Origin of the sequence: Pseudoalteromonas piscicida, from assembly GCF_002208135.1 — a bacterium.
Classification (GTDB): domain Bacteria; phylum Pseudomonadota; class Gammaproteobacteria; order Enterobacterales; family Alteromonadaceae; genus Pseudoalteromonas; species Pseudoalteromonas piscicida_A.
This window is the reverse complement of the sequence record NZ_CP021646.1, coordinates 3,514,886-3,527,154: the sequence shown is the minus strand read 5'-3', so window position 1 is coordinate 3,527,154 and position 12,269 is coordinate 3,514,886. Positions and strand designations below refer to the sequence as shown.

The 12,269-nt window shown below is 43.4% G+C and carries 11 protein-coding genes; 9 read left to right on the top strand and 2 right to left on the bottom strand.

Features of this window, described 5'->3' with window-relative positions; all coding sequences use genetic code 11:
* Window positions 1-84: 84 nt before the first annotated feature.
* From B1L02_RS16205 to B1L02_RS16190, 4 genes are all read left to right on the top strand, one after another.
* Window positions 85-996 (top strand): hydrogen peroxide-inducible genes activator, encoded by a 912-nt coding sequence (locus tag B1L02_RS16205; RefSeq protein WP_088531851.1) that lies wholly within the window; start codon window positions 85-87, stop codon window positions 994-996.
* Between the two features lie 114 nt (window positions 997-1,110).
* Entirely contained in the window at window positions 1,111-1,659 is a 549-nt protein-coding gene (locus tag B1L02_RS16200) for an RNA polymerase sigma factor (protein ID WP_232003103.1), read from the top strand.
* Window positions 1,652-2,224 (top strand): hypothetical protein, encoded by a 573-nt coding sequence (locus tag B1L02_RS16195; RefSeq protein ID WP_088531849.1) that lies wholly within the window; start codon window positions 1,652-1,654, stop codon window positions 2,222-2,224. The genes B1L02_RS16200 and B1L02_RS16195 overlap by 8 nt, the downstream gene beginning before the upstream one ends.
* Window positions 2,221-3,111 carry a hypothetical protein gene (locus B1L02_RS16190; RefSeq protein WP_088531848.1) on the top strand — a complete coding sequence of 297 codons (891 nt, stop codon included), beginning with the start codon at window positions 2,221-2,223 and terminating at the stop codon, window positions 3,109-3,111. Before B1L02_RS16195 ends, B1L02_RS16190 begins: the two co-directional genes overlap by 4 nt.
* A 90-nt stretch (window positions 3,112-3,201) precedes the next feature.
* Here B1L02_RS16190 and B1L02_RS16185 read toward each other — a convergent pair whose 3' ends face one another.
* The gene (locus B1L02_RS16185) at window positions 3,202-3,399 is read right to left on the bottom strand and encodes a hypothetical protein (RefSeq protein WP_010607165.1); all 198 of its coding nucleotides are present in this window, start codon (window positions 3,397-3,399) and stop codon (window positions 3,202-3,204) included.
* A gap of 158 nt (window positions 3,400-3,557) precedes the next feature.
* The gene (locus B1L02_RS16180) at window positions 3,558-6,065 is read right to left on the bottom strand and encodes an EAL domain-containing protein (RefSeq protein WP_088531847.1); all 2,508 of its coding nucleotides are present in this window, start codon (window positions 6,063-6,065) and stop codon (window positions 3,558-3,560) included.
* Between the two features lie 320 nt (window positions 6,066-6,385).
* Here B1L02_RS16180 and queA point away from each other — a divergent pair, with 320 nt between their 5' ends.
* The 5 genes from queA (at window position 6,386) to secF (ending at window position 12,184) form a co-directional block, all read left to right on the top strand.
* Entirely contained in the window at window positions 6,386-7,423 is a 1,038-nt protein-coding gene (gene queA / locus B1L02_RS16175) for a tRNA preQ1(34) S-adenosylmethionine ribosyltransferase-isomerase QueA (protein WP_088531846.1), read from the top strand.
* Window positions 7,424-7,847: 424 nt separating this feature from the next.
* Window positions 7,848-8,987, top strand: coding sequence for a tRNA guanosine(34) transglycosylase Tgt (gene tgt, locus B1L02_RS16170; protein WP_088531845.1), 1,140 nt, complete (start codon window positions 7,848-7,850; stop codon window positions 8,985-8,987).
* A 20-nt stretch (window positions 8,988-9,007) separates the two neighbouring features.
* Window positions 9,008-9,346 carry a preprotein translocase subunit YajC gene (gene yajC / locus B1L02_RS16165; protein WP_088531844.1) on the top strand — a complete coding sequence of 113 codons (339 nt, stop codon included), beginning with the start codon at window positions 9,008-9,010 and terminating at the stop codon, window positions 9,344-9,346.
* A gap of 24 nt (window positions 9,347-9,370) precedes the next feature.
* Window positions 9,371-11,230, top strand: coding sequence for a protein translocase subunit SecD (gene secD / locus B1L02_RS16160; RefSeq protein WP_088531843.1), 1,860 nt, complete (start codon window positions 9,371-9,373; stop codon window positions 11,228-11,230).
* A 9-nt stretch (window positions 11,231-11,239) separates the two neighbouring features.
* Complete coding sequence (gene secF / locus B1L02_RS16155; RefSeq protein ID WP_088531842.1) at window positions 11,240-12,184, top strand: protein translocase subunit SecF; 945 nt, start codon at window positions 11,240-11,242, stop codon at window positions 12,182-12,184.
* The last annotated feature ends 85 nt before the right edge of the window (window positions 12,185-12,269 follow it).

Below are 12,269 nucleotides of genomic sequence, written 5' to 3'. Positions count from 1 at the left end.
ACAGACTTTTAGCTTGAAAAGATCTCAACACCTTTGGTGTTGGGGTCTTTTTATTTGTGCTGTTGAAAATTAAGAGTAAAGCTTGTGACGAATTTACCTAGTATCAAACAACTACAATACCTTCTTGCGGTGCACCAGCACCAACATTTTGGTCGTGCAGCGGAAGCATGCTTTATTGGTCAATCGACGCTAAGTAGCGCGATACAAAACCTTGAAGAGACATTGGGGTGTCAGCTAATTGAACGCGAAAATCGCAGCCTAATGTTTACCGATATTGGTGAAGAAGTGGTTGAACGAGCGCGGAAAATTATCGATGACACGATGAGTGTTAAAGAGCTGACTAAAAGCTACAAAAATCCATTGTCTGGCAAGTTGACGTTAGGGATCATTCCCACTATCGCGAGTTTTATTGCTGCGCCACTTTATCAGGCGTGCAAAAAGGAGTTTGAAGCGCTTAATTTAGTACTGGTTGAAGATACCAGTGATAACTTACTGGATAAGCTAGAGCATGGTCATATTGATATGGCAATGTTGGCGTTGCCATATAGAACTGATAAGTTTCATACTCAAGTGCTCGCAAAAGACCACTTTAGTTTGGTTCGCCATGCAGAGTACAGCGTACCAGAGCCGATAGAGGACTTTAACCTGCTGCCTGATCAAAGTGTATTTTTACTCGAAAAAGAGCACTGTATGACGGGACATGCACTTAGCGCTTGCCATTTAAATCGTAGCGCATGCATCAATCCATTTGAGGCGGCAAACCTGCATACTTTATTAAGTATGGTGGAATACAAAAATGGCGTGACGTTTTTACCCCAAATGGCGATCAATGCGGGGATTTTGGAAGGGAAACCTTTAGTTGCCATGCCACCACAAGATCATGCATATCGTGAAATTGGTCTGATTTGGCGTCGTACTACGGGGCGGATCAGAGACTTTAGATTGTTTAGCGATTTTGTTGGTGGCTATATCAGTGGCCAATGTCAGTCGCAGTAATAGTAACGATTATGAAAAAGCACCTTAGCGGTGCTTTTTTTTCAAAAAATTTCCCTGTCTCTACAACTTTTTTTGCAGCAGCTACGATTAATAGTTAGTGAATAGATTGGATGAGTGAACTGCGTGTTTTTTAATAGCGAAAAACAATTAATAAAAAGAGCACTGCAAGGCAATCAAGGAGCATGGTCAAAGCTTTGCGCCCAGCATCATAGCCGTGTTTATAATCAATGCCTAAGGCTCGTTGGTAACCCGCAAGACGCGCTAGATATCGCTCAGGATGTATTTTTAAGTATGTATCGAAATCTGCATACCTTTAATGGTGATGCTAAGTTCTCGACTTGGGTATTTAAAATTACCCATGCAAGGATAGTGGATCACATGCGAAAGCATAAGTTTGAATCGATTGAAGGTAGAGAGCCAGAGGCACCACAACACGGACCTGACACCAAAATAGTGCAGCAACAAAGTAATGAAGAGATATATATCGCGTTGAAACAATTACCATTTGAGCAGCGAATTGTCGTGGAACTAAAGTTTTTCCAGCATTACACCTTTGATGAAATTGCGCTGCAGCTTGAGTTATCAAGTAATACGGTGAAAGCCAGGCTATACAGTGCATTAGGTAAGATGAAAGGGCAACTAGAGGTGCAAAATCATGGCTAAATTAGCATACTTATTTGAGCAATGGTTGGATGGCAAAGTGCTTTCTGAGGCCGAGTTGGCCGTACTTCAGGAAGATAGTGAATATCGAGAAATGATGAGTGCTGCAGCTACTTGGCAACAGCGTGCTGCTAGCTTCGAAGAGCAAACGCCTCCCTCACCGCTCACTTTGCAACACCAAACTCGCTCTTGGTCAGTTGCTGCCGTCGCAGCTTGGCTGGTTGTTGGGCTTGGTGTCTCGGGACTTTGGCTACAGAATTTAGGCTTGCATCAACAGTTGAATGTTCAACAAACGCAACTGGCACAGCAGCAAAGCGCTATGCAGGCCATGCTTGCAAAACTTGATGAGACAAAGCCAATAGATCAAGCCACGCTCGCTAAGTTAGCCACGCAAGTGGTTGAACAAAATCGTAAAGAGCGCAGTTTGGCAATGAATAATCTCGTTGATCTGATCCAGGCACAAAGAGCACAAGATCAAGCCCTACTTAGGCTGCAATTGAATGAATTAGCAGAGCAAGTAGAGCAAGCACCGACACAAAATTTAGCACAGTATCGAGGTAAACCATGAAGTTAATTCCACTTTGTTTTGGCGCTGTCGCTGCCATTTCTACAAGTTTCGCTCAGGCTCAAGCTGTTGACGAAGCACTAAAGCGCGAGGTCGCTATTTTTGAGCGCGTATTAGTGAGTGCGCTGCAGCATGACACGCAAGATCAAGTCCGTAGCGTTTCAGGCTATTATTTGAAAGATCAGGGGGTTGTATTTGAACTCGCTTTAAAACGTCGGCACCGTTTGGAGTGGATCTCTCACATCGAAAATTTGGATGATGTGGCTGCAATAGGGGAATTTGAACTGCCGGAATTTGATATGGCGATTGCGGAGGTCGAGATTTCGCAGCCGATAGCAGAAGCTGTTTCTCAAGCTTACTCGGATGCTGCTGAGAAGGTGAGAGCAGGAGCCGAGAAGGTCCGCGAAGCCGTAGAGCAAGAAAGAGAGAATAGAATTCAATTGCGGGAGCTTGAGCGCCAAAAAGCGGAGTTGGAATTTGCAAAAAGGCATGAAAGTGAAGATCAAGTAAAAGAATTTACCGAGTCATTGAGAGAAGTTGAGAAGCGCATAGAGAAGCTTTCGCTTAAGGATTCGGAATTAAAAGACCTTAAGGATAAGCTGAAAGCGAGTCTTGAGGCTTCTCGAGTCAAACGCGCGAAAGAGAAAGCGGAAAAGCAGCTGGCACTTGAAAAAATGCTAGTAACCAGCTTAGCTCGAAGTTTATGCGACTATGGTGCGGGTTTAAGGAGTTTACCTAAAAATGAGCATATAAGCTTTATTTACAGTGAGCTCAGCAATTCACACAACAAACAGATATTTGTTTATCCAAAATCCTTGGTGCAGCAATGTGTTAAAGGTGATAAAACGGCTAAGGAGCTAGCCGAGACAGTAACTAGCTATCGCTTTTAGTTAACCTAAGCTTTGGGTAAAACAGCATGATTACATGCTGTTTTATTTATAAAGGAACTTACACTAGTAAAGGAACTACACTTGCTTGTATTAAGCCTGCTCTATATTTTTTGCAGTAGTTAAATTTGGTAAAAAGAGTAAGTAAACCCAAACCACTAGATTAAAGTAGGGTAGTAAACCAAGCCCCGTAAACAATTTTACCGGGTATCCTTTTGTGTTGGCATAACGATAACATTGATAAGCAATGAGCAAGTTTGCAAGTAATAAAAACAGTGATAATGACAGCATAATTTACCCCTTGAAGTCCATAGCAAGATGTAACTCATTCCTTTGAATGTCCATAAAATTAAGGTGTTACCTTAAAAGTTGGTGACATTTTAAACTGATATCTTTAATTATAGTGGACTTTGCAAGAAGTAAAAGTAACCTTTAGTATAAAGTTGTTACTACGCTGTTTTTAGAGATAAAATAGTTTTTGCACTGCTCGCTAGTTGCTCAATAGGGAGCGGTCTGGAGATAAAGTAACCCTGTCCATAGTCCACACCTATTTCTTTAAGTTTTTGAAATATTTCTTTGTTTTCGACATATTCGGCAACTGAACACTTATCTAATGAGTGACTAATATCGTTTACAGCTTTGACCAGTGCTAGATCAATTGGGTCGTTGAGCATGTCTCGAACAAAGGAGCCATCTATCTTAACATGCTGTGCGGGTAGCTGTTTTAAGTAGCTAAAAGTACTGAAGCCTGTGCCAAAATCATCAATAGCGAAATGACAGCCAAGATCGTTTAGGTTCTTGATCATCGTCTGAGTTGCGTTGAGATTGTTAATACTGGCAGATTCTGTGATCTCAAAAATAACGCGATTAGCCGAAACTTGGTGCTCCTTTAAACAGGCTTGAATATGAGGCTGCAGTCGTTCATCTAAAAATGAATGAGCGGATAAGTTAATCGCCACTTGGCTCAGGATCTCATGTTCAGCCAGTGCTTTAATGGCTGTTCTGATCACGCATTGATCCATCAAAAATGTATCATTAAGTAGCTCTAATGCAGGAATAAACTGATTTGGGTAAATTGTCTCACCGCTGATCTTTAACCTGAGCAGTGCTTCATAGTAGGCTATTTGTTCCTTTTTGAAATCCCAGATCGGTTGATAGTGAAGTTCTATGCTGTTGTTCTGGAGCGCTTGTCTAACGCTATGACCCCACTCTAAACCGGTTTGCAGTGTCTGGTTTTGTTCATCTTCTTTGTTATAACAATGCACCAAGTTGCGGCCGAGATTTTTGGCAATATAAAGGGCTATGTCTGCTTGTTTCAAACACTCGCTGGGATCCGCATTTTCATTGGTAATTTGCGTTAATCCGATAGAGCAACTGAGAGAGTATGCATTATCTTCAAAATGGAATTTATGTTCTTCGATAGCCATGCAAATGCTTTCAGCGCACATATGAGCATCAAGTAAATTGGTGTGCTTAAGCAGCACTGCAAACTCGTCGCCACCAATACGGAAAGTGAGGTGCTCTTCACCTATTTTGTCGCCAAACAACTCAGATACTTCTTTGAGAACAATATCTCCTTGCTGATGGCCTTTACTGTCATTGATGATCTTAAAGTGATCTAAGTCGATGTAAATTAGCGCATGTTCTACATCTTCAGCAGACTTTACTTCATTACACAGCTGATTTAATTGCTGGTCAAAGTAGTAGCGATTGTGTAAGCCCGTAAGCGTATCATGTAGTGCTAAGTGTCTAAGTTGCAGTTCAGCTTGCTTACGCTCGTGAATGTTATCGAGTGTTGCAGTAATGGCGACCGAACTTGAGGTATTCTTGATAAGTTGCAGGCGACATTCAACCCACACTAGGTGTCCAGCTTTATGGCTGAGCTGAAGTTCTACTTGCGCATGCTGCCTTACGCCACTTTGAATTTCCCGAATAACCTTTTTGAGTAAAACGAGGTCTTCTTTAGCTATGTAGTTGCTGAGCTGGGTATTGAGGCTCGACTTTATACCATAGCCTGAGAGGTATTCCCATGCAGGGTTTATAAAGCGGATCGCGCCTTCTAGATCCAATTCAACGACTACTGTTCTAAGGTGCAGCAAGATCCGTTGGTGCGCAGAGAATAAATCCTTATAGCGACTTTCACTGCGACTGAGTTGCTCAACTTTATTAGCAAACTCGGCATAGCTCACCATAAAATCTTCTCGCCGCGCCGCATGGTCGCATACTTTGCTTAAAAAGGGCATATCGTATGGCGCTCGAACAAAGTCGGTAACACCTAACAATAATAGTTGTTCGGCATGGTCGGCATCGCGTTTGTCAATAATGGTTACAATGGCTTGGCTTGGACGATGTTTGAGAATACTGTCGACTAAGCTTTCTGCGGAACCTGATAAATCAGACGTAGTGTCCATTAAAACAATGGCGTAATGATCTTGTAGAAATAGCGATAAAGCGCTAGCCGCTGAACTCACATGTGTGCAAACGAAATTGTGCGATAAGTGCTCACAAATTTTTTGCGCACGTTGTTGATTGGGTTCTAACAAGAGTAAGTTGAGACGACTGCTTTTATCTAAATGCGTTGACAACACGTTGGCCAGAATTTGAGGCAACATATCTTGGCGCTCAAATGGCAGCACGGCATCAATACTGTAGCTGCGGGCGGTGGTTTCGGCTATGCGCTCACAATAAGTTGGTGGAATAAGCACGATGGGCGTATTCTTTGGCGTCGTCAGCAAACCTGAGCGTATCATGCGCGAGAATCGCCAGCCGTCAATCTTTCCGACATCCAAGCCAGTGATCACTAAATCTACAGCTTGAGTCTTCAGTAAGCTTAGGGCATCTTGAGAGTCAGATTTGGCAATGATAGTAAAGACATCTAATACACTAAGAGTTTTAGTCAAGGCTTGACGCTCGTGAGCACTGGCGTTAACAATGAGCAACGTTAGTTGTCTAGACACAATAAAAAAACCTCACCAGATACTGCGACACAATCATTGGGCTTGTCTTAAAGTTAGCAAATCGTACTTAACCGCTGCTTGATAATAATCAAACAGTGACACGAACTTTGCTCGGAAATCATAGCCGATAGCGATAAGTTATTGTTTAAACGTAAAGAATAAAGAACGCACTAAACAAAGGTGCACACCGTATAAAATTTTACATGGTGAGTACCGTTTTAGACTCGCTAGGTTAAAGGTATTTACGCAAGGTTACAAGCACTTGATTTCGCCAAAACACCGCACTAGACTTGGCGCACTTTTAGAAATGAGGCCTTTCCATGCGCGTAGCAGACTTTAGTTTTGATCTTCCTGATGAGTTGATTGCCAGACATCCAATGAAGGAACGCTCTAGCAGTCGTCTTCTTACCTTAAATGGCAATAGTGGCGAAATAGAACACAAAGTATTTAAAGATATTTTGACACTCATTAATCCAGAAGACTTAATCATCTTTAATAACACTAAAGTTATTCCTGCTCGCATGTTTGGCCAAAAAGCCAGTGGTGGAAAACTAGAGGTACTGGTTGAGCGTGTTGTTGATGAACGTACTGTGCTTGCTCACGTTAGAGCGAGCAAATCGCCAAAACCTGGTACTAAGATTGAGCTTGAAGGCCAAGCAACCGCAGAAATGGTTCAGCGCCACGGAGAGTTATTTGAGCTGAGATTCGAAGGCGAAGAAAACGTATTGACTATTTTAGATAAAATTGGCCACATGCCTTTACCTCCCTATATAGACAGACCGGATGATGAAGAAGACAAAGAGCGTTATCAGACCGTTTATGGTGAAAAACCCGGTGCCGTTGCTGCACCTACCGCTGGACTGCACTTTGATGATGAATTAATGGCCAAGCTAAAAGACAAAGGTGTTGAGATGGCCTTTGTTACTTTACACGTGGGCGCAGGTACGTTCCAGCCGGTGCGAGTCGATTCGGTGGAAGAGCATGTTATGCACTCAGAATATATCGAGGTCTCAGCAGAAGTCGTGGAGGCAATCAAAGCGGCAAAAGCCAGAGGAGGACGCGTCATCGCGGTAGGTACTACGTCGGTGCGCTCACTTGAGTCTGCGGCTAAAGCAAACGGCGGTGAAATTGCTCCACTTTATGGTGATACCGATATTTTTATTTATCCGGGCTATCGTTTTAACGTGGTAGATGCAATGGTGACTAACTTTCACTTACCAGAATCAACGCTCATCATGTTAGTGAGTGCATTTGCAGGGCAACAGCATATTATGAGGGCCTATCAAACCGCAATTGAACAGAAATACCGCTTCTTTAGTTACGGTGATGCGATGTTCTTGCAAAAGCAAGATAAGTAACTCACGCCATACAACTATTAAAATGCCCAGTGTTGCTGGGCATTTTGCGTTTTATGGTTGTAAAGTTGTCGGCTTGATATGGACTTTGTGTTTTTTATCCCAATATTATACCAATTAGTCTTAACACTTGCTCAATTTGAAGGAGTAAATCTGACGCTAATTGCGTTAAAAATTTCTTATTTAGAGCAACTAAATATCAAAATTTTTGCCTTGCCTACAGGACGTAGGTACCTCGGCGTGAGCAGGACGCGGCAGCGGTGTTATCGACAAGATTTTCTCGCCTCAAAATAGAACACTTAATTAAGATAATTGGTATTAGAATTGCGCTGGTAATCTTGGTAGAATCGAAAGATCACTGCCCTAAGCATTGGCTTAGCACGTTTTTTAGTCAAGGTTGGACTGTTTTTCCGACAACGAGGTAACAATGAAATTTGAATTAGATCGCAAACAGGGTAAGGCTCGCCGAGGTCGCTTGATTTTTGAGCGTGGTGTGGTAGAAACACCTGCGTTTATGCCTGTTGGTACATACGGCACAGTAAAAGGCATGACCCCTGACGAGCTGAAAGAAACGGGCGCACATATCTGTTTAGGCAATACCTTCCACTTGATGCTAAGACCAGGCACTGAGATCATCAAGCAGCATGGCGATCTGCATGATTTTATGAACTGGGATAAACCGATTTTGACCGATTCAGGCGGCTTCCAAGTATTCAGTCTTGGTGCGATGCGTAAAATATCGGAAGAAGGCGTGTTGTTCAAGTCACCTGTCAATGGTGAGAAGATCATGTTATCTCCAGAGAAAGCGATGGAAGTACAGCGTGACTTAGGGTCAGATATCGTCATGATTTTTGACGAATGTACGCCGTATCCAGCGACAGAAAAAGAAGCAAAAGACTCGATGGAGCTCAGCTTGCGTTGGGCAAAGCGCTCTAAAGATGCACACGGTGACAACCCCTCAGCGCTATTTGGTATTATTCAGGGCGGTATGTACCCAGAGCTTCGCGCAGAGTCGCAAAAGGGCTTAGAAGAGATTGGCTTTGACGGTTATGCACTTGGTGGTTTGTCAGTTGGTGAACCAAAAGAAGACATGATCAATATTCTGGATCAATGTGCGTATAAAATGCCTGAAAACAAACCACGCTACTTAATGGGCGTTGGTAAACCAGAAGACCTGGTTGAAGCGGTACGTCGTGGTATTGATATGTTTGACTGTGTAATGCCAACGCGTAACGCTCGTAATGGTCACTTGTTTGTGACCGGTGGCGTGGTGAAAATCCGCAATGCAGCACACAAAACGGATATCAGTCCTCTGGATGCAGAGTGTGATTGTCACACTTGTAAGAATTACTCTCGAGCGTACTTACATCACCTAGATAAGTGTAATGAAATTCTAGGCGCTCGACTCAATACCATCCACAACTTACGTTATTATCAACGTTTGATGGAAGGAATGAGAAACGCCTTATCTGAAGGTACATTTGATGAATTTGTCGAAGACTTTTATGCGCGCCGCGGCATCCCGGTGCCAGAGTTGGCTGACGTTGGTTTGACAGAAAATAATTAATTTATAAACGAGGAAGTGAAATGAGCTTTTTTATCTCAAACGCGCATGCAAGCAATGCAGCGGCAGCACCAGCTGGTGGTGGCATGGAAATGCTGATCATGTTAGGTATTTTTGGTCTGGTATTTTATTTTTTAATTTACCGCCCACAAGCTAAGCGTGTTAAAGAGCACAAAGACCTAATGGGTGCATTAGGCAAGGGGGACGAAGTACTAACTCAAGGTGGACTTGTGGGTAAAATCACGAAAGTTGCTGATGACAAAGACTTCGTTGTAATCGCACTGAACGACCAAACTGAAGTGACAGTGCAAAAGTCAGCGGTTTCAGCTGTGTTACCTAAAGGTACAATGAAATCTCTATAAGAATAACAATAAAGGGATAGCCCAGTGTTAAACAAGTTTCCAATGTGGAAGTACTTACTTGTTCTCGCTGTGTTAGCTATCGGTATTCTTTATGCCACACCTAACTTGTATGGTCGCGATCCGGCCATACAAGTGTCTGGCACAAAAGGTGCAGATGCGACGCTCAGTGTATTAGATCAAGTTAACGAAACCCTGCAAAAGAACAAGCTTGCTGTAAAATCTTCTGTGTTAGAAGATGGTCAAATTCTTGTTCGCTTCAAAAATGTTGAAGATCAGCTTAAAGCGCAAGATATTTTGCGTGGTACCTTAAGCGACGATTACATTTCAGCAATCAATATGTCTCCTGCACAACCTGAGTGGTTAAAAGACTTAGGTGCAAATCCAATGAAGCTTGGTCTAGATTTAAGTGGTGGTGTTCACTTCACAATGGAAGTGGATATGGTCACTGCGATGGACAATGCGCTTGAGCAAATGGAGCAAGATTTTAAGAGCGATTTACGAGATGAAAAACTGCGTTATCGCTCGGTGCGTCGAGTGTCGAATAGTGATCGTGTACAAGTAACGATGCGTTCGGAAGAAGATAAAGACGCAGCAATGAGCTTCTTGAGAAAGCGTTACCCGGGTAACGACTTTATCAATGATAGTAGCGATAGCCTCGCTTTCTTCTCAAGCCTCAGCGACCTTAAATATAAAGAGTTGCGCGAATACGCTATCAAGCAAAACGAAACCATTATTCGTAACCGTATTAACCAACTAGGTGTTGCTGAACCAAATGTTCAACGTCAAGGTGGTGAGCGCATAATTGTTCAACTTCCAGGTGTCCAAGACACGGCTCGTGCGAAAGAAATCCTCGGCGCCACGGCGACGCTTGAGTTCCGTGAAGTAGACGAAAATGCCGACGTGCGTGCAGCAGCACAAGGTCGCATTCCTCCTGGTACAGAAGTGATCCCGCATAAAGATGGCTATCCTGTTGTGCTGAAAAAGCGCGTTATTCTTGAAGGTACGCATATCACCGGTGCGCAATCTGGTATGGATGAATATCAGCGCCCTCAGGTGAATATCAAGCTTGATAGCAAAGGTGGGGCAAAAATGAATGCCTTTACTAAACGTGCTATCGGTAAACGTATGGCGACGGTTTTCATCGAGTACAAACCATCTGGCAAAAAAGATGAAAACGGCAAAGCGTTACCACCAATCAAAGTGGAAGAAGTGATCAACGTTGCAACGATTCAAGCGCGTTTAAATAGCTCTTTCCGTATTACCGGTATTGATAGCCCTGCAGAAGCACACAACTTAAGCTTGCTACTACGTGCAGGTGCACTGGTTGCGCCGATTCAAATCGTTGAAGAGCGTACTGTAGGTCCAAGCCTAGGTCAGGAAAACATTGAAGCGGGTATGACTGCGGTTGTCCTTGGTTTTGCGTTTGTTCTTGCCTTTATGTTGCTGTACTACAAGGGCTTCGGTCTGGTAGCAAACTTGGCGCTTGCGGCTAACCTCATTATGATTGTGGGTGTGATGTCGATGATCCCAGGTGCGACGCTGACGTTGCCGGGTATTGCAGGTATTGTATTAACCGTCGGTATGGCCGTTGATGCCAACGTACTTATCTTTGAGCGTATTCGTGAAGAAATAGCGGAAGGCCGCAGTCCACAGCAAGCCGTTCACCATGGTTACGACAGTGCATTTAGTACGATTTTTGATGCCAACATCACCACTTTAATTGCTGCGGTGATCCTATTCTCTGTTGGTACAGGTCCAATTGCAGGCTTCGCGGTAACCTTAGCTATCGGTATCATTACTTCGATGTTTACAGCGATCGTTGGTACGCGTGCAGTTATTAATGCCATCATCGGTGGCAGACGTATCACTAAGCTATCAATCTAGGAGACGGACATGCAATTATTAAACTTAAAAGGCACTATCCGTTTTATGTCGGCAAGAAAGCTTTCCATGGCTTTCTCTGTTTTGTTGATCTTGGCTTCAATCGGCTCGTTTATGGTGAAAGGACTAAACTTTGGTTTGGACTTTACCGGTGGTACGGCAGTTGAAGTTGGATTTTCTCAGCCAGCAGACTTAGCAAAGGTACGTAGTGTATTAGCTGAAAGCGGTTTTGCCGATGCCTCTGTACAACTTTTTGGTTCAAGCCAAGAGGTATTAGTACGACTCGCCCCTCGTGGGGACGACGTGAAAGCTGAAGTATTGGGTAACCAACTCATTGCAGCGCTGAAACAAGCGGATGAAAGTGTGGTTATGCGCCGCATTGAATTCGTAGGTCCAAGTGTTGGTGAAGATCTAAAAGAGCAGGGTGGCTTGGCGATGCTCACCGCGCTTATCTGTATCCTGATCTATGTTGCTTTTCGTTTTGAATGGCGCTTTGCGGTGGGTGCAGTATTTGCACTTTTCCACGATGTAGTGCTGACAATGGGGCTGTTCTCAATCTTAGGTCTGGAATTTGACTTAACGATTTTGGCGGCAATATTGGCGGTAATAGGTTACTCACTCAACGATACTATCGTTGTGTCTGACCGTATTCGTGAAAACTTCCGTAAAGTACGTATTGACGACACGCTAGAGATCATCAACATTTCACTGACACAAACGCTTAATCGTACATTAGTGACCTCAATCACGACTATCCTCGTATTGATTGCGCTATTTGTATGGGGCGGTCAAACCATTCATGGTTTTGCGACGGCCTTACTGTTCGGTGTATTTATCGGTACCTATTCTTCAGTTTATGTTGCCAGTTCAGTTGCGGTGGCAATGGGCGTAAGCAAAGAAGATTTGATCCCGGTAGAAGTTGAAAAAGAAGGTGCAGACCTAGATGCTATGCCTTAATCACAGAAATTGATGTGATAATCGAAAGCGGCCTTTGTGCCGCTTTTTTGTTGCTTGTAACACGTCATTTTATTGTTTCTAAAAA

Coding starts and splice junctions, on each gene's coding strand:
- B1L02_RS16195 (WP_088531849.1), top strand. CDS start 1,652: ATGGCTAAATTAGCATACTTATTTGAGCAATGGTTGGATGGCAAAGTG.
- B1L02_RS16190 (WP_088531848.1), top strand. CDS start 2,221: ATGAAGTTAATTCCACTTTGTTTTGGCGCTGTCGCTGCCATTTCTACA.
- B1L02_RS16185 (WP_010607165.1), bottom strand. CDS start 3,399: ATGCTGTCATTATCACTGTTTTTATTACTTGCAAACTTGCTCATTGCT.
- queA (WP_088531846.1), top strand. CDS start 6,386: ATGCGCGTAGCAGACTTTAGTTTTGATCTTCCTGATGAGTTGATTGCC.
- tgt (WP_088531845.1), top strand. CDS start 7,848: ATGAAATTTGAATTAGATCGCAAACAGGGTAAGGCTCGCCGAGGTCGC.
- yajC (WP_088531844.1), top strand. CDS start 9,008: ATGAGCTTTTTTATCTCAAACGCGCATGCAAGCAATGCAGCGGCAGCA.
- secF (WP_088531842.1), top strand. CDS start 11,240: ATGCAATTATTAAACTTAAAAGGCACTATCCGTTTTATGTCGGCAAGA.